Consider the following 17,311-nt stretch of genomic DNA (forward strand, 5'->3'; position numbering starts at 1 on the left):
CGCGCCCAACCTCACCGCGCCCAACCTCACCGCGCCCAACCTCACCGCGCCCAACCTCACCGCGCCCAACCTCACCGCGCCCAACCTCACCGCACCCGACCCCACCACCTCCGCCCCCATTGCACCCGACCCCACCGCACCCGGCACCCCACCCCCGACCTCGGCCGACCTCCCCCACCGGCCCGAGGTGCCCGCGCCCCCGCCGGGCTCGATCGGAGCCAGCTACCTGGTCCCGTACTCGCACCGGCGGCTGGACGCCTTCACCGGCTACGAGTCGGGGATGCCGTCCCCCGGCTACTACCACCGGCTGTGGACCGACGGCCCGGAAGCCGCGGCCACCGCCCTGGTCGAGTCGGTCGTGACGCGGCTGCGGGCGCGGCGGCAACCGGTGTCGACCGCCGACCTGATCGCCGCCCGCGTGCAGGCCGAGGGCCTGGCCAGGCTGCGCGGCCACGAGCACCCGGCCCGGGTCGACGTCCTCGACGGCCTGGTCAGCGCCCTGGTGTCGGAGGACCTGCCGCAACCGCCGCCGTGGTCGGTGCGCGGTCCCCTGGCCCCCGGCACCCACCCCGCCGTGGTCGAGGTCGTGGCGGCGCTCAGCGGCGACCGGGTGGGCAGGCTGCACCCGGCGACCCCGGCGCCACCGCTGGTCGCGGAGGTGGCGGCGGAACTGGCCCGCCTCGGCCTCGACGGGCGCGAACGGCTCGACCTCGACCTGACCGACCCGCTCGACCTGGAGCGCAGCCGGGTCCTGCACCGGCTGCGCGTGCTCGGCGTGCCGGGTTTCCGCCGCCGCTCCGGGCCGTCCGGCGGGACGACCGCCGTCGCCGCCGAGCGCTGGGACCCCACCCCGGACGACGACCGGCAGTCCGCCCTGGTGGAGGCCGCGGCGCACGGGGCGACCCCGGTCGAGGCCGCCGGCGCGGTGCTGCGCGACCGGGTGCCGGGCGCGGACGTGACCGGCCTGGCCGGGGTGCTGTTCGACGCGGCGCTGTGCGGCGTCGACGAGCTGTCGGGCCGGGTCACCGACGCCCTGGCGCGGGGCGTGGCCGCGGCGGGCTCGCTCGACCCGCTGGGCGGGGTGCTGACCGACGTGCTGGGCCTGTGGCGGCACGACCGGCTGCTGGGCACGGCGGGCAGCCCGGCGCTGGCCGCCGTGCTGGACGCGGCGGTGGACCGGGTGCTGTGGCTGGTGGAGGGGCTGCGCGGCGGTCCGGCGCCCGCCGAGCCCGGTCGGCTGCGGGCGCTCGTCGGGGCCCGCGACGCCCTCGCGCACGCGGCGGACGTGCTGAGCGCGGACCGGGCGCGGGCGGTGGACGTGGCGCGGCGCGTGGCGGCGGCCCCCGACGCGCCACCGGACCTGCGTGGCGCGGCCCTCGGGTTCGCCTGGTCGCTGGGCGGCGGTGCGGAGCCCGCGGGCGTCGCCGGCGTGGTGCGCGGCATGGCCGCCCCGACCGTCCTCGGTGACTGGCTGACGGGGCTGTTCGCGCTGGCCCGGCAGGAGGTCGTCGCCGACGGGGCCGTGGTCGGCGTGCTGGACGAGGTCGTCGGCGAACTGTCCGAACAGGACTTCCTGGTGGCGCTCCCGGCGCTGCGGCAGGCGTTCGCGCACTTCCCGCCCGCCGAGCGGGAGGCGATCGCGGCGGCGCTGCTCGCCCGGCGCGGCGCGCGGGGGTCGGCGCGGGCGCTGCTGCGGACGCCCGCGGACCCGCTGCTGGTCGCGGAGGCGCGGGCGCTGGAGGAGAAGGTGGACCGGGTGCTCGTGCGGGAGGGCCTGTCGTGAGCGACCTGGAGCGGTGGCGGTTGATCCTCGGGGAGCCCGCGTCGCGGGTGGGCGGCCCGCTGTCCGAGGAGGCGGCGCGGCGGGACGCGGCGCTGGAGTGGCTCTACGGGCGCGATCCCGACCTGGCCGAGCGGGGGGTGCGCACCGGTGGCACGGGCGGCTCGGTGCTCACCACCGTGGACTGGCTCGACGACGTGCACCGGCTGTTCCCGAAGGAGACCGTGGAGCGGCTGGAGCGGGACGCGGTCGAGCGCTACGACATCACCGAGGTGGTGACCGACCCGGCGGTGCTGGAGCGGATCGAGCCGAACGCGGCGCTGCTGCGCGCGGTGCTGCGGACCAAGCACCTGATGAACCCCGAGGTGCTCGCCCTGGCCCGACGCATCGTGGAGGCGGTGGTGCGGGAGCTCGTGCGCAGGCTGGCCACGGAGGTGCGGCGGTCGTTCACCGGCACCCGGTCGCGGCGGCCGAGCAACCTCACGCTCGCCCGGGACTTCGACTTCCGCGGCACGGTCCGCGCCAACCTCGCCCACTACCAGCCCGAGCACGAGCGGCTGCTGATCGAGCGGCCCCGGTTCACCTCGCGCACGCGGCGGCACGTCGACCGGTGGCAGCTGGTGCTCGTGGTGGACCAGTCGGGCTCGATGGCCGGGTCGGTGATCCACTCGGCGGTCACCGCGTCGTGCCTGTGGGGGCTGCCGGGGCTCAAGACGCACCTGGTCGCGTTCGACACCGAGGTGGTCGACCTGACGTCCGACGTGGCCGACCCGGTGGAGCTGCTGATGAAGGTGCAGCTGGGCGGTGGCACGGACATCGCCCGCGCGGTCGACTACGCCGCCGGCCTGGTGGACAACCCGCGGCGGGCGATCGTCGCGGTCGTCACCGACTTCTACGAGGGCGGCGACGCCGACCGGCTCGTGCGGACCGTGCGCGGCCTGGTCGAGCAGGGCACGCGGGTGCTGGGCCTGGCGGCGCTGGACGAGGACGCGAACCCCGCTTACGACCGCGACCTGGCGCAGCGGTGGGCGGACGCGGGCGCGCACGTGGGCGCGATGACGCCGGGGCAGCTGGCCGAGTTCGTCGCGGAGAGGATGGGCTGATGGGGCTCGGGGAGCCGGCGTGACGCGCGCGGACCTGCTGTCGCTGAGCGCCGACGCGCTGGCCGCCCTCGCCAACCGGGGCCTGGTGAAGCGGGCGGCCAAGGAGCTGGACGCGGGCGCGGGACCGGTGCTGGAGGTCGACGGCGACACCGTGGCGGGCCGGTTCGCCGACGGCGTGGTGGCGACGCTGCCGCCGGGCGCCGGGCTGGAGCGGGCGGGCTGCACGTGCGGGGCGACGGGCGTGTGCCGGCACCGGGTGGCGGTCGTGCTGGCCTACCAGCGGGAGCACGAGGGTGCGGCGGAGTTCGCCCCGTGGTCGCCGGGCGACATCACCGACGACCGGTTGCGCGAGCTGCTGGGCGAGCGGGTGCTGGCCGCGGCCCGCAGGCTGCGCGGGTCGGGCGTGCCCGTGCGGCTGCGCCGCCCCACCGGGGCCGACCCGGTGGCGACGGCCGAGCTGCCGTCGTGCACGGTGCGGTTCCTGGTGCCCGGCGAACTGGGCTACACCCACACCGACGCCGCGGCCGCCGCGCGCGACCAGTGGGCGGTGCTCGCGGTGTGGGCGTTCCGCGAGGCCGACGAGCGAGGACTCGTCGACGACGTCGTGCGGCTCGACGTGGGCGGGCCCCCGGCCGAGACCGGCGGTCCCGGCCTCGGACCGGTGCCGGAGCTGGTCGCCGCGCTGCTGCGCGACGGCGCGGCCACCGCCGGCCCGGTGTTCGAGGCGGCCCTGGAGCGGGCCCGAGCGGACCTGGCCGCGGCCCGCCTGCACTGGCCCGCGCTGGCCGTCGGGGAGCTGGCCGACCAGCTGCGGGCGTACCGGGGGCGCAGCGCGCACCACGACCCGGCGCGGGTGGCCGACCTGGTCACCGAGCTGCACGCCCGCGACCGGGCCACCGGCCCGCGCTCGCAGGTGCTCGGCGCGGAGGAGCCCGCCGAGACCCCGCTGCGCCGGGTCCGGCTGACGTCCCTGGGCTGCCGCGTCCGCGCGACGGCCGAGGACCGCACCGCCGAGGTGTTCTTCGCCGACGGCGGCACGGTGCTGGTGCTGCGGCACCGGTGGCCGGCCGGCGAGGACGGGCGCCCGATGGGCCACGACCTGGCCGCGCGGCGGGTGCGCGGCACGTCCCTGGCCGACCTTGCGGCCTCGAACGTGGTGTCGGAGTCCGGGAGCCGCAGCGCGGGCCGCCTGGTGCGGATCTCGGGCCGCGCGTCGAGCACGTCGATCACCCCGCTCGGCGGCGCGTGGGAGGCGCTGCCCGACGAACTCGTGGTCCACGACTACGCGGCGGCGGGGCGCGAGTGGGACGAGTTGCCGCCCCGCGTGGTCCGCCCCCGGGTGGCCGCCGAGCTGGTGCGGGTGGTGCGGATCGCCGCGGTCGGGCGGATCGCCTACCACCCCGGCGCGCAGCGGCTCGACGCCGTGGTCCTCGACGCCTCGGGCGCCACCGCCGCGGTGTCCGCGACGCACCGCGCCCACTGCCCCGCGGCCCTGGACGCCCTGGCCCGCGCCCTGCCGGTGGCCACACACGTGAGCGGCGAGGTCCGCCGGTCCCGCGGCGGCCTGGTGGTCGACCCGATCGCGGTGCTCACCCCGGACGGCCTGGTCGTGCCGGACCTGGCCACCGGCACCACCGCGATGGCACCGGGCGACGCCCCCGCGCCGGACCCGCTGACGTCCGTTGTGGACGGTGCGCTGTCGCTGTGCGCCGAGGCCGCCCACCGGGGCCTGCGCCACCTGCCGCCGCCCCTGCTAGACCGTGCCCGCGGCGCGGCGGACGACCTGCGCCGCCTCGGCCTGACGACCGCGGGCGACCTGGTGGCCGCGTTCGCCGACGAGCCGACGCCGGACACCTGGCACCGCGCCCACCTGCGGCTGGTGGTGACCGCCGAACGCCGCTGAACCGGGCCACCGCTGAACCCGAGCCCTGGACCCGAACGCCACCGAACCCCACCGCCACCGAACCTGCCCCCGGCCCGGTCCCGCCCGCGGTCCCCGCACGCGGCTAAGGTCGATCCCCGTGGACTACCCGATTCCGCGTCGCCCGGGGTTCGACCCGCCCGACGAGTTCGCCGCGCTCCGCGCCACCGCGCCGGTGTGCCCGGTGTCGCTGCGGCACGGGCAGGAAGCCCTGCTGGTCACCCGGTACGACGACGTGCGCGCGGTCCTGCGCGACCACGAGCGGTTCAGCTCCGACCCCGCCCGGCCGGGGTTCCCCCAGCTGCGGCCCGTGGTGGACCGGAAGGCCGCGCCGGGCAGCTTCCTGGTCACCGACCCGCCCGAGCACACCCGGTACCGGAAGATGCTGACCGGCGAGTTCACCGTGCGGCGGATGAACGAACTGCGCCCGCACGTGGAGCGGATCACGCGCGAGCGCCTGGACGCGCTGCTCGCCGGCCCGCGCCCCGCCGACCTGGTGGCCGGGTTCGCGTTGCCGGTGCCGTCGGACGTGATCTGCCTGCTGCTCGGCGTGCCGGTCGAGGACCAGGAGTTCTTCTCCACCCGCAGCCGCGCCCACCTGAACCGGTCGCTGACCGCCGACCAGGTGCGGACCGCGCTGGACGAACTGCACGCCTACCTGGAGGACCTGATCCGGACCCGGCGCGCGGCGCCGGGTGACGACCTGGTCGGCCGGCTGGTGGCGGACCCGTCGCTGACCGTCGGGGAAGCGGTCGGCATGACCGTGCTGCTGCTGGTCGGCGGGCACGAGACCACGGCGAACTCGATCGCGCTGTCCGTGCTGGCGCTCCTGCGGGACCGCGCGCAGTGGGAGGCGCTGGCAGCCGACCCCGACCTGGTGGACGACGCGGTGGAGGAGCTGCTGCGCTACCTGAGCCCCGTGCACCACGGCGTGGTGCGGGCCGTGGCGGGCGACGCGCGGGTGGGCGACTGCCCGGTGCGGGAGGGCGAGGGCGTCATCGCCTCCCTGTTCGCCGCGAACCGCGACCCCGCCGAGTTCCCCGACCCGGACCGGCTCGACCTGCGGCGGTCGGCGAAGTCCCACCTGGCGTTCGGCAGCGGGGTGCACCAGTGCATCGGTCACCTGCTGGCGCGGCTGGAGATGCGGGTCGCGCTGCGCGCGCTGGTGACCGCGCTGCCGGACCTGCGCCTGGCCGTGCCGTTCGAGGAGGTCGCGTTCCGGTTCGACGCCCCGATCTACGGCCTGCGGTCGCTGCCGGTGACCTGGTGACCCGCCCCGCCGACCCGGACCGTCCCCGTGCTCGCCACGACCCGGCGGCTCGATCCGGGCACCGGGTGGCGGTATCATCCGCCGCCTATATGGTTCGGGCATGAGCCAGTCGATCCCGTTCGCCGACACCAACTTCAAGCTCGCCGTCGTCCAGGAGCTGATGTACGACCAGGGCCTCTTGCCGAGGTTCGACCTGCGCGAGCACGCCGCCGAGCAGGGCTTCACCTACGACGACGGGAGCGTCGGACCGGTGCCCGAGGCGCTGGCCTACTTCGAGGCGCTCGACGTCCCCGTCGAGCTCGCGGAGAAGGTCACCGGGATCGGGATGGACGGCGGCAACGAGATCTACCTGGAGATCGCGCCGAACTGGGACGGCGAGGACGGGCTGTTCGACGTCGACGAGTTCGCCGACCTGCGGCACTTCCCCAACCTGAAGTCGATGACCCTGTTCTACACGGGCGACGAGGAGGCGCTGGAGGCGCTGCGCGCCCGCGGGATCGAGGCGGACTGGCTCTGACACCGGCCGCCACCGCACCGGGAACCTCGCCGTGCCGCCCCGCCGCGGCCCCGTGCCGGGCGGACGCGACGTCGACCACGGCGCGGCGTCCCGCCCCACCACCGGGGCGGGACGCCGCACCCCGCCTACTTCTCCGTGCTGAACGCGGCGTCGAAGGACGCGGCCGGCGGGTCGAACAGGTGCCGGCGGATGAAGCCGACCGCCTCCTCCGCCCCGCGCAACCGGTCCATCCCCGCGTCCTCCCACTCCACCGACACCGGCCCCCGGTACCCGATCGCGTTCAACGCCCGGAAGCAGTCCTCCCACGGCACGTCGCCGTGGCCGGTCGAGACGAAGTCCCAGCCGCGCCTCGGGTCGGCCCACGCCAGGTGCGAGCCGAGCCTGCCGTTGCGGCCGTCGAAGCGCTTCTTGGTGTCCTTGCAGTCCACGTGGTAGATGCGGTCGGCGAAGTCGAGGATGAAGCCGACCGGGTCGAGGTCCTGCCAGATGAAGTGCGACGGGTCCCAGTTCAGGCCGAACGCGGGGCGGTGGTCGACCGCCTCCAGCGCCCGCTTGGTCGTCCAGTAGTCGTAGGCGATCTCCGACGGGTGGACCTCGTGCGCGAACCGGACACCCACCTCGTCGAAGACGTCGAAGATCGGGTTCCAGCGCCGGGCGAAATCGGTGTACCCCTCGTCGATCACCGACTGCGGCACCGGCGGGAACATCGCCACGTACTTCCACGTCTTCGACCCGGTGAAGCCGACGACGGTGTCGACGCCCAGGCGGGCGGCCGCGCGGGCGGTGTCGGCCATCTCGGCCGCCGCCCGCTGCCGCACGCCCTCGGGCTCGCCGTCGCCCCAGACGCGCGCGGGCAGGATCGCCTGGTGCCGGAAGTCGATCGGGTCGTCGCAGACGGCCTGCCCGACGAGGTGGTTGGAGATCGTCCACACCTGGAGGCCGTGCTTCTCCAGCACCGCGCGCTTGGCGGTCACGTAGTCGTCGTCCGCCAGCGCCTTGTCCACCTCGAAGTGGTCGCCGGAGCAGGCGATCTCCAGGCCGTCGTAGCCCCAGCCCGCGGCGAGCCGGCACACCTCCTCGAACGGCAGGTCGGCCCACTGGCCGGTGAACAGCGTGACCGGTCGGCTCATCGGGGTTCTCCAATCGTGGTCCACGTGGATCGGCTCCCGGCGCTCTCCTCCACCGCGGCCAGCACCCGCTGCACGCGCAGGCCGTCGGCGAAGCTGGGCGCGGGGTCGGTGCCCTCGCCGATGGCGGTCAGGAAGTCGGCCGCCTCGTGCGTGAACGTGTGCTCGTAGCCGAGGAGGTGGCCGGGCGGCCACCACGCCCCCACGTACGGGTGGTCGGGTTCGGTGACCAGGACCCGGCGGAACCCGGCGTCCGGGCCGTCGGACTGGAACACCGACAGCTCGTTCATGGCCTCGAAGTCGAACGCCAGGCTGCCGCGGCTGCCGTTGACCTCCAGCCGCATGGCGTTCTTGCGGCCCAGGGCGTACCGGGTGGCCTCGAACGTCCCGAGGGCGCCGGAGGAGAAGCGCGCCAGGAACACCGCCGCGTCGTCGACGGTCACGGCGGCGCGCCCGTCGCCGTCGGGGCGCTCGGGCACGAACGTCTCCAGCGTCGCGCTCACCCCGGTGATCAGCGAGCCGGTGACGAACTGGGCGGCGTCGACGATGTGGGCGCCGAGGTCGCCCAGCGCGCCGGAACCGGCCTTCTCCCGCCGCAGCCGCCAGGTCATCGGCGCCTCGGGGTCGGACAGCCAGTCCTGGAGGTAGACCGCGCGCACGTGCCGGACGTCGCCGACGACCCCGTCCGCCACGAGTTTGCGGGCCAGGGCGATGGCGGGCACGCGCCGGTAGTTGAACGCCACCATCGAGCGGACGCCGCGGCGGGCGGCCTCCTCGGCGGCGGCGGTCATCGCCTCGGCTTCCTCGACCGTGTTGGCCAGCGGCTTCTCGCACAGCACGTGCTTGCCAGCGGCCAGCGCGGCGAGCGCGATCTCGGCGTGCGTGTCACCGGGCGTGCAGATGTCGACGAGGTGGACGTCGTCGCGGTCGACGAGCGCGCGCCAGTCGGTCTCGGCGGCGGCCCAGCCGTACCGGGTGGCGGCCTCCTTGGTGCGCACCGCGTCCCGCCCGCCGACCGCGGCCAGCTTCGGCGCGAGGGGCACGTCGAAGAAGCGGTGGACGTTGCGCCAGGCGTGCGAGTGCACCGCGCCCATGAACGCGTGGCCGACCATGCCCACGCCGATCTCTTCCGTCATCGAGCAGCCTTTCCGCGACAGCAGGGGTGAAAGGATCAGGAGTCGAAGCCGACGTCCAGGTACTGGTCGACGTTCTCCTTGGTCACCACGGCGGAGTAGGTGGTGATGGACGCGGGGATGTCGTGCTCCGCGAGGTCGCCGATACCCTTGGTCTGGCCGAGCAGGCGGGCCAGCGCGATCGCCGAGGACGCCATCGACGGGCTGTAGAGCACGGTCGCCTTCATCACGCCGCTGTCGGCCTTGATCAGGTCCATCATGTTGCGCGAGCCGGCGCCGCCGACCATGACGAACTCGGTGCGGCCGGCGCTGTCGACGGCGGCCATGACGCCGATGCCCTGGTCGTCGTCGTGGTTCCACAGCGCGTCGAGCTTGCTCGCGGACTGGAGCAGGTTGGCCGTCTGCTGCTCGCCGGACTCGGAGGTGAACTGGGCGGACACGCGCGGGCCGACCTGGAAGCCGCTGCGGGCCAGGGCGTCCTTGAAGCCGCGGCTGCGCTCCTGGGTCAGCGGCAGGGAGTCGATGCCGGCGACCTCGCCGATGATCGGGCTGCCGATGTTCTTGGCCTTCATCTGCGCGGCGATGAACTCGCCCGCGTTGACGCCCATGCGGTAGTTGTCGCCGCCGATCCAGGTCCGGTAGGCGAGCGGGGTGTCGAAGACGCGGTCGACGTTGATGACCGGGATGCCCGCGTCCATGGCCTCGCGGCCGACCTCGGTGAGGGCCTTGCCGTCGAAGGGCAGCACGACCAGCACGTCGACCTTGTCGTTGATCAGCGTCTCGACCTGGCTGATCTGCTGGTTGACGTCGTTGGTGCCCTCGGTGGCCTTGAAGGTCACGTCGGAGAACCGCTCCGCCTGGGCCCGCGCGTTCTTGGTCATGGCGGCCATCCAGCCGTGGTCGGCGGCGGGCGCGGAGAAGCCGATGGTCACCGCCTTGCCCGGCTGGGCGTTCTGGCCGGACCCGGCGGCGACGGCGTCGGGCGCGGTGTTGCCGGACTGGTTGGAGGTGCAGCCCGACAGGAGGGCGGCGGTGCCGACGGCGGTGGTGCCCCAGAGGAAGCGGCGGCGGTCGAGTGAGGGCATGGTGGTACTCCCGGGCGAGGTGTCGGGTGTTTCCGGACGGGGTGGTGCGGCTAGGTGGTGCGCGTGCCTCGGCGACGTGCGGCGGTGGTGCGCTGGAGGAGCACCGCGGCGACGATGATCACGCCCTTGGCGATGTTCTGGATGTCGGTGTCGAGGTTGTTCTGGGTGAAGATGTTGCCCAGGACGGTGAAGATGAGGACGCCGATGAGGGTGCCGATCAGCGAGCCGCGGCCGCCGGTGAGCAGGGTGCCGCCGATGACGACCGCGGCGATGGCGTCCAGCTCGTAGAACATGCCGTTGGTGGACGCGCCGGAGGTGGTGCGGGCGACGACCATGAGGGCGGCGATGCCGCAGCACAGGCCCGCGATGCCGTACACGAGCGCGGTGTGCCGCTTGACGTCGATGCCCGCCAGGCGCGCGGCCTCGGCGTTGCCGCCGACGGCGAACGTGCGGCGACCGAACGTGGTGCGGTTGAGCACGACCCAGCCGATCGCGAACACCGCGGCGAGCAGCCAGATCAGCACCGGCACGCCGAGCAGGTCGCCGCGGAAGAACGTGCTGAACCCGGTCTCGGTGATCACCTGCGTGCGGCGGCCGGACAGGCGTTCGGCCAGGCCCTTGGCGGAGGCGTACATGGCCAGGGTGGCGATGAACGGCACTATCTTCCCGTAGGAGATGAGCAGGCCGTTGACCAGGCCGCAGCCCAGGCCGACGAGCAGCGCGCACAGCACCATCACCACGGGCCCGTAGGACTGGGTGGCGACGGTGGTCATCCACACGCTCGACAGCGCCACGATCGACCCGACCGACAGGTCGATGCCGCCGCTGATGATCACGAACGTCATGCCGACGCTGACCACGCCGATGGCCGCGGCCAGGCGCAGCATGGTGGAGATGTTGGCCTCGGTCAGGAAGCTGTCCGGGCGGGTGGCGTACCCGACGGCGCACAGCACCACCAGTACGCCCAGCAGGCCGGTGAGCCGCAGGTCCAGGGCGCGCCGGCGGGGCGGCTGCTCCCGGGGCGGGGCGGATTTCGGGTCGAGGACCCTCAGTTCGGTCACTGGACCTCCTCGGTCACGGCCTTCTCGGTGAGGGTCTTGTCGGTGGGGGTTCTCCCGGCGGGGAAGCTCTCGGGAACGTCCCGCTCGGTGGCGTCCCGCTCGGTGATGTCCCGCTCGGTGACGGCGCTGCCCGCCAGCACGATGTCCAGCACGGCCGACTCGGTGAGCTCGCCGGCGGGCCGGTCCGCGACCACCTCGCCGTCGCGCAGCACCAGCACCCGGTCGGCCAGGCCGAGCACCTCGGCGACCTCGCTGGAGACGAGCACGACGGCCACCCCGGCGGCGGCCAGCTCGTGGATCACCCGGTACAGCTCGGCGCGCGCGCCCACGTCGACGCCGCGCGTCGGCTCGTCCAGCAGCAGCACCCGGCAGCCCCGGACCAGCCAGCGCGCCACCACCGCCTTCTGCTGGTTGCCGCCGGAGAACTCGGCCACCAGCCGCCGGGGGTCGGCGGGGCGCAGGTCGAGGCGCTCCAGGGTGGCGCGCGAGTCGCGCAGCTCCCGGTCGCGGTCGACGAAACCGGCGGTGCTGTAGGCGGGGAGGCTGGAGAGGGTGACGTTGTGCGCCACGCTCAGGTCCAGCAGCAGGCCCTGGGCCTTGCGCTCCTCCGGGGCCAGCCCGATGCCCGCGCGCACGGCGGCGGGCACGCTGCCCGGTTTCACCGGCCTGCCGTCGACCCTGACCACGCCCGCGTCGGGTTTGCGGGCGCCGAAAACGGTTTCCAGGATCTCGCTGCGGCCCGCGCCGACCAGGCCCGCGATGCCCAGCACCTCGCCCGCGTGGACGTGGAAGGTGACGTCGCGGAACTCGCCGGCGCGGGTCAGCCCCTCGACGGTGAGCACCTCGCGGGTGACGTCCACTGTGGACACGTCGCGGTGCGGGAAAACGGTGTCCACCGCGCGGCCCGACATCACGTCGACCAGCTCGGAGGTCGGGGTGTCGGCGGGCAGGCCGGCGGCGACCGTGCGGCCGTCCTTGAGCACGGTGACGCGGCTGCCGATGCGGCGGATCTCCTCCAGCCGGTGGGAGATGTAGAGCACGGCCACGCCGTCGGCGGTCAGCTCGGCGACGATGCGGAAGAGGTTGTCCACCTCGTCGGCGGCCAGCGCGGCGGTGGGCTCGTCCATCACGATCAGCCGGGCGTCGTGGGCCAGCGCGCGGGCCATGGACACCAGCTGCTGCCCGGCGGCCGAGAGCGAGCCCACCTCGCGGTCGGGGTCGATCTCGGGGTGGCCGAGGCGGGCCATGAGCGCGCGGGTCCGCTGCCGCGCCGCGCGGCCGCTGGTGAAGCCGAACCGGTTGGGTTCGTGGCCGAGTAGAACGTTTTCCGCCACCGAGATGCCCGGCACCAGGTCCAGTTCCTGGTACATGGTCGCCACGCCGAGCCGCAGCGCGGCCACCGGCGACGACAGGGTGGTGGGCCGGCCGCGCCAGGTGATCTCGCCCTGGTCGGGCTGGTGGGCCCCCGCCAGCACCTTGATCAGCGTCGACTTGCCCGCGCCGTTCTGGCCGAGCAGGCAGTGCACCTCGCCCTCGGCGACCTCCAGGTCCACGCCGTCCAGCGCGCGCACGCCGGGGAAGGTCTTGCCGATGCCCGTCATCCTGAGCAACGTCATGCGGGGGTGCCTTCCTGTCGGGTGCCTTCCTGGTCCGCGCCGTGCGGTAAATCGTTTTCCCTCACCGGCACCAGGGTCGGGTCGTCGAGCACGCGCCGCAGCGCCGCCAGCGCCGCACCGCGCGCGCCGGCGGTGAAGCCGAACGTGGACGCGGTGATCGAGGTGCCCTCCTGGCGCTGCGGCACGACCAGCCAGTCCTGGAGGGCGGCGAAGTAGCCGCCGAGCACGATGCGCCTCGGGTTGAGCAGCGCGGTCAGCACGGACAGGCCGGTGGCCAGGTGCTCGGCCGTGCGGTGCAGGGCGTCGACCGTGCGCGCGTCGCCGCGTTCGGCGCGGGTGCGCAGGATGCACATGCGCTCGCCCCGGGACAGGTGCGGGTCGTGCACCTGGTCGTGCCGGGGCGCGCAGGCGTGCAGGAACGCGTCGAGGCCCACCCTGGTGTTCCAGCAGCCGCGCTTGCCGCAGCCGCAGTGGGGGCCGAAGTGGTCCAGGACCATGTGCCCGATCCCGCCGGCGCGGTTGTCCGCGCCCCGCACCAGGGCGCCGTTGGTGATCACGCCCGCCTCCACCTCGTGGTCGCCGTTGAGGTAGACGAGGTCGTCGACGGGGTCGGCGTCGTGCTCGGCGCGGGCGGCGAGGTGGGCCTCGTTGTCCACGTCCAGGCGGTCGATCGGCAGGCCGGTGCGGGCGGCGAGCCCGTCGACCACGGCCACCCCGCGCCAGCGCAGCGGGGTGGCGGTGACCGTGCCGGCGCGGTGGTCGGCGCGACCGGGCACGGCGACGGTGACGCCCGTCCAGCCGGCCCGCGCGACGTCGTCCAGGGCCCGGCGGGTCAGGTCGGCCAGCTGGTCGAGGGCGTGCTCGGGGACGGTGGTGTCGCAGGCCCGCCGGCGGCGCAGGTGGACCTCGCCGGTCAGGTCGGTGACGGTCGCGCCCAGGCTGCCCGGACGGATGTCGAGGCCGATGCCGCAGGCCGCGCCGGGGCGGAGCCGGACCAGGCCGCCGGGACGGCCCTGGGTGGTCGTGGTGCCCGCGGTCTGGGTGAGGCCCCGGTGGTCGAGGTCGACCAGCAGCGGGGACAGCGTCGCCTTCGAAAGACCCGATCTCGCGGCGAGCTGGGCGCGGGAGACCGGGCCGTGGGCACGGAGCGTGCGCAGGAGGAGGGCGAGGTTGGCCTCGCGCCTGCTCTCGGTCTGCGCCTGCATCGCGTCTCCGACTTCGTCGAGGGAGCCGATCAAAGGAGGTGGTCCAGCTCACGTTCCCGGGTGAGTTGCGGCAGATCCTGACAGTTCGGCAGGCGAGCTGACAAGAACTCGGGCCGACTTTTGTCAGTTCGTTGCAAAAGTCGGTCCATTTATGACAGAAGGAGGGGTGTGCCGACACCGAGCGCAGCCGATTCCGGACATGCCGCTGTTCCGTGAGTCCCGCTCGACTTCACGGAGGAGAGATCGGATCTCTGTGGGTCAGCCCGCTGCGGAGAAGGCGCGGTCCGTGCCGGACCACGCGGCGCCGGTCACACCGGCCAGGTCACCCAGCTCGGACAGCACGATGGGCAGGTTGCCCGTCGCCAGGGGCAGCGAGCGGCGGTAGACCGCGCTGCGCACCTCGGCCAGTAGCGAGTGCCCCAGCCGGGACACGCCGCCGCCGATCACCACCATCCCCGGGTTCAGGAAGCTGACCAGGGACGCCACCACGTGCCCCAGCCGCCGGCCGCCCTCGCGGACCAGGTTGGCCGCCGCGAAGTCGCCCGCCGCGGCCGCCGCGCCCACGTCCTCGGCGTTGAGCGAGCCCTTCCCGCCCAGCGCGGCGGCCAGCGCCACCGACCGGCCGCTGCGGGCCAGCGTGGTCGCGTCCCGCGCCAGGGCCGCGCCGCCGAAGTACGCCTCCAGGCACCCGACCTCACCGCAGGCGCACGCGGGCCCGAAGTCGTCCAGCCGGATGTGCCCGATGTCGCCGGCCGTGCCCGCCACCCCCCGGTAGACGCGCCCGCCGAGCACGATCCCGCAGCCGATGCCCGTGCCGACCTTGACGAAGATCAGGTCCTCAAGCGACCGGGCCACGCCCGCGTGCCGCTCCCCCAGCGCCATGGCGTTGACGTCGTTGTCGACCGTCACCGGGCAGCCCCACCGGCCGGCCAGCTCGTCGCGCACCGGGTAGCGGTCCCAGCCGGGCATGATCGGCGGCGCCACGGGCATGCCGTCGCGGAAGCTCACCGGACCGGGCAGCCCGATGCCCGCGCCGATCAGCCGGCCCGGCGCCTTGGCGTAGACGACGTCGGCGAGCTCGACCACGCGGCTGAGCACCCGCGCCGGCCCGCCCCGCACGTCGCACTCCTCGCTGCGGCTCTCCAGCACCTCGCACCGGCCGTCGGTGACCGCGACCCGCACCGAGGTGGCGCCCACGTCCACGCCCAGCACGCGCAGGTCGTCGGCCAGGTGCACCAGCGTGGAACGCCGCCCGCCCCGACTGGCCGCCGGACCGCCGACCTGGACCAGGCCGACGTCCACGAGCCTGGCCAGCTCGCCGGTCAGCTTCGCCCGGGGCAGCTCCAGCCGCTCGCCCAGCGCCACCCTGGACATCGCGCCCTCGTCGCGCAGCACCGCCAGCAGCTCCGACTGCTCCCCGGAGACCACGTGCGGCTGCCTGCCGCTGCCCGTCGCGCTCATCGCGTTACCCCGCCCGAAGTCCGATCCCGTTGCCCCCGCACCAATCTAGGCCCGACCCCGGGCGGGTGGTTCGACAGATCGGGTTCACCCCCGGCGCGGCCCCGGCCGGCGGCGTCGAGGAGGGAGGCGTCAGGTCCGGCTCGGGCAGGTCCGGCTCCGGCAGGTCCGGCTCCGGCAGGTCCGGCCTGAGCAGACCGGTCTAGGCAGGTCCGGCTTGGGCGGCTCCGGCCGAGGCCGCTCCGGGCTGGACGGGTCCGGGCTCGGCGAGGTCGACCCTGGCGGGTCCGGCCTGGGCCGGCACCGGGCACGTGCCGGCCGCCGCCCACCGCTCGTGCAGGTCGGTCGGGATGCTGAGGGTGGTGGACTGGCCGTTGGTGAGGTCGCGGACGCTGCCGCCGAGCAGGAGCGCGCCCGCGCGGTCCAGGATGGCGGTGGCCAGGGCGCTGTTGTCCTCCGAGCGCTCCAGCGCCCGCACCAGGCGGGCGCCCGTGCTGACCACCCGCCCCCAGCCGCGCGAGTTCGGGACCTCCATCCAGTCCGCGACCTCGGGGTTGACCACCTGCCGGACCATCGCGGCCACGACGCCGTCGAAGACCTTGCCCGGGAACAGCCGCTCGTACAGGTCGAGCAGGTGACGGGTGAGCACCACACCATCCGGGGAGGGGCCGTAGGCGGCCTCGACCACCGCCGTGCTCAGCTCGCGCGCCTCCTCCAGCGACTCGGGCAGGGCCTCGACCGGAATGCCGAGCATCGCGCCGGTGACCCGCCACACGTAGTAGTAGTCGGCGGCCTCCTCCTCGGTGACGGAGATGCCGATGCGGCGCATCCCCTCGATCACCTGCACGGAGAAGATGAGGAGCGCGCCGACCATGTCCTGCTGGCACACCGGCACGCCGTCGGCCTCGACGTCCCAGCGGCCGGACGTGGTGAGGAAGTGCCGGACGGCGGCGTGGATGAGGCGGGTCTTCTGGATGGTGGGCACGAACGTCCCGCCCGAGCCGAAGGCGTCGCGGCCCATCATGTTCATGACGAACTGCGAGGTCTCCGACAGCCGCCGGTGGGGCTGGTTGAGGCCGTGGGTCAGGGTCAGCACCCGCGAGGCGCGGGGCTGGGCGTAGCAGTTGACCATGGCGCCGAAGGTGAGCACCGAGGCGACGTGCACGCCGTCGTCCACGAAGAACCCGTAGGCCCTGGCCACCCGGTCGTGGTCGACCCAGTCCGGCGGGTTGTCCGTGGCGACCAGGAAGTCCCGCACCAGGTCGGGCAACTGCTCGGGGATGGGCTGGTCGTTGGCGCGGAAGTGCTCCAGCACCTCGTTCACCACGCTCACGCGGTTGGTGGCGACCAGGTCGGCCACGACCGCGTCGGCGAGCGGGTCGCCCTGGAACTTCAGGGCGTCGAAAGCGGCTGCGTCGAACACGGGGACCCGCCCTTCACATGTAGGTGATAACCACCTCACTCTTCGTGCGCACCGGAGACCAGAACACGATCCGGTGAAGCGCGGAGCGGGAGTGACACCCAGCGTGGGTTGTCCGCATCGGTCGGGTCCCGGCCTGCGTCCCCCCGAGGGGTGCAACGGGGCGGATGGCGGTGCCGTCGAGCGCGGTGAAGCCGGTCCGGAGACGACGGGCGGACCCGCCCGGCACGAGGAGCGGCAGACCGGGCAGGACCCGGGCAGGCGCGTCAGCGGGCGGGCGGCGGCTCGGGGTCTTCAGACGCCTGCGACTCCAAAGGATGAATCCCTGTTCGTTGCTTTTCTGAGACCTCCGTAACCCCCGGTTCAACGGAGAGTGACAGACACCCCCTAGGTAACGTGACGCGCGTCACCCATAACGGATCTGTCCTTGCCCCCGGAAATCACGAGCGGTTACGTTTCCGCGCGCAGATCACGGTTCTGTCACCGAACGGACACGGGCCCGAATCCCCCGAAAAACCGGGCCCCGACCACCTGGATCCCCCGCCAGGCCCGGTGCCGGAATTCCCCGACGCAGGAGGCTGCACCGTTGGCTCGGCACGCGCGACCAAAGAACAA

General features: G+C 74.3%; 13 protein-coding genes. 5 read left to right on the forward strand and 8 right to left on the reverse strand.

All coding sequences use genetic code 11. From position 1 onward, the window contains the following. The 5 genes from ACFP3R_RS11320 to ACFP3R_RS11340 form a co-directional block, all read left to right on the forward strand. Positions 1–1,783: DUF5682 family protein (locus ACFP3R_RS11320; protein ID WP_380635298.1), on the forward strand; the 1,783-nt coding region annotated here is incomplete at its 5' end. Next, complete coding sequence (locus tag ACFP3R_RS11325) at positions 1,780–2,883, forward strand: VWA domain-containing protein (RefSeq protein ID WP_380635300.1); 1,104 nt, start codon at positions 1,780–1,782, stop codon at positions 2,881–2,883. The genes ACFP3R_RS11320 and ACFP3R_RS11325, both read left to right, overlap by 4 nt. A 19-nt stretch (positions 2,884–2,902) precedes the next feature. Then, complete coding sequence (locus ACFP3R_RS11330) at positions 2,903–4,786, forward strand: hypothetical protein (RefSeq protein ID WP_380635302.1); 1,884 nt, start codon at positions 2,903–2,905, stop codon at positions 4,784–4,786. A 118-nt stretch (positions 4,787–4,904) separates the two neighbouring features. After that, positions 4,905–6,074 carry a cytochrome P450 gene (locus tag ACFP3R_RS11335; RefSeq protein ID WP_380635304.1) on the forward strand — a complete coding sequence of 390 codons (1,170 nt, stop codon included), beginning with the start codon at positions 4,905–4,907 and terminating at the stop codon, positions 6,072–6,074. Positions 6,075–6,174: 100 nt separating this feature from the next. Further along, positions 6,175–6,591: a DUF6892 domain-containing protein gene (locus ACFP3R_RS11340; RefSeq protein WP_380635305.1), complete on the forward strand. Its 417-nt coding sequence runs from the start codon at positions 6,175–6,177 to the stop codon at positions 6,589–6,591. A 125-nt stretch (positions 6,592–6,716) separates the two neighbouring features. Here the strand turns inward: ACFP3R_RS11340 and ACFP3R_RS11345 are convergent, their stop codons facing one another. The 8 genes from ACFP3R_RS11345 to ACFP3R_RS11380 form a co-directional block, all read right to left on the reverse strand. Continuing rightward, on the reverse strand, positions 6,717–7,721 hold the full coding sequence (locus tag ACFP3R_RS11345; protein ID WP_380635306.1) for a sugar phosphate isomerase/epimerase family protein: 1,005 nt from the start codon (positions 7,719–7,721) through the stop codon (positions 6,717–6,719). After that, entirely contained in the window at positions 7,718–8,854 is a 1,137-nt protein-coding gene (locus ACFP3R_RS11350; protein ID WP_380635308.1) for a Gfo/Idh/MocA family protein, read from the reverse strand. Before ACFP3R_RS11350 ends, ACFP3R_RS11345 begins: the two co-directional genes overlap by 4 nt. A 35-nt stretch (positions 8,855–8,889) precedes the next feature. Further along, positions 8,890–9,936 (reverse strand): substrate-binding domain-containing protein, encoded by a 1,047-nt coding sequence (locus tag ACFP3R_RS11355; protein WP_380635310.1) that lies wholly within the window; start codon positions 9,934–9,936, stop codon positions 8,890–8,892. Positions 9,937–9,986: 50 nt separating this feature from the next. Continuing rightward, positions 9,987–10,988, reverse strand: coding sequence for an ABC transporter permease (locus ACFP3R_RS11360; RefSeq protein WP_380635545.1), 1,002 nt, complete (start codon positions 10,986–10,988; stop codon positions 9,987–9,989). Positions 10,989–10,993: 5 nt separating this feature from the next. Beyond that, entirely contained in the window at positions 10,994–12,613 is a 1,620-nt protein-coding gene (locus tag ACFP3R_RS11365; protein ID WP_380635311.1) for a sugar ABC transporter ATP-binding protein, read from the reverse strand. Further along, positions 12,610–13,818 carry an ROK family protein gene (locus ACFP3R_RS11370; protein ID WP_380635313.1) on the reverse strand — a complete coding sequence of 403 codons (1,209 nt, stop codon included), beginning with the start codon at positions 13,816–13,818 and terminating at the stop codon, positions 12,610–12,612. The genes ACFP3R_RS11365 and ACFP3R_RS11370 overlap by 4 nt, the downstream gene beginning before the upstream one ends. 258 nt (positions 13,819–14,076) lie before the next feature. Continuing rightward, the gene (locus tag ACFP3R_RS11375) at positions 14,077–15,279 is read right to left on the reverse strand and encodes an ROK family transcriptional regulator (RefSeq protein ID WP_380635315.1); all 1,203 of its coding nucleotides are present in this window, start codon (positions 15,277–15,279) and stop codon (positions 14,077–14,079) included. A gap of 199 nt (positions 15,280–15,478) precedes the next feature. Continuing rightward, a complete protein-coding gene (locus ACFP3R_RS11380; RefSeq protein ID WP_380635316.1) occupies positions 15,479–16,699 on the reverse strand; it encodes an oxygenase MpaB family protein in 1,221 nt (406 codons plus the stop codon). Between the last annotated feature and the right edge of the window lie 612 nt (positions 16,700–17,311).

This window comes from Saccharothrix lopnurensis, assembly GCF_042658445.1.
Lineage (GTDB): Bacteria > Actinomycetota > Actinomycetes > Mycobacteriales > Pseudonocardiaceae > Actinosynnema > Actinosynnema lopnurensis.

Coding starts and splice junctions, on each gene's coding strand:
- ACFP3R_RS11340 (WP_380635305.1), top strand. CDS start 6,175: ATGAGCCAGTCGATCCCGTTCGCCGACACCAACTTCAAGCTCGCCGTC.
- ACFP3R_RS11345 (WP_380635306.1), bottom strand. CDS start 7,721: ATGAGCCGACCGGTCACGCTGTTCACCGGCCAGTGGGCCGACCTGCCG.
- ACFP3R_RS11350 (WP_380635308.1), bottom strand. CDS start 8,854: ATGACGGAAGAGATCGGCGTGGGCATGGTCGGCCACGCGTTCATGGGC.
- ACFP3R_RS11355 (WP_380635310.1), bottom strand. CDS start 9,936: ATGCCCTCACTCGACCGCCGCCGCTTCCTCTGGGGCACCACCGCCGTC.
- ACFP3R_RS11365 (WP_380635311.1), bottom strand. CDS start 12,613: ATGACGTTGCTCAGGATGACGGGCATCGGCAAGACCTTCCCCGGCGTG.
- ACFP3R_RS11370 (WP_380635313.1), bottom strand. CDS start 13,818: ATGCAGGCGCAGACCGAGAGCAGGCGCGAGGCCAACCTCGCCCTCCTC.
- ACFP3R_RS11375 (WP_380635315.1), bottom strand. CDS start 15,279: ATGAGCGCGACGGGCAGCGGCAGGCAGCCGCACGTGGTCTCCGGGGAG.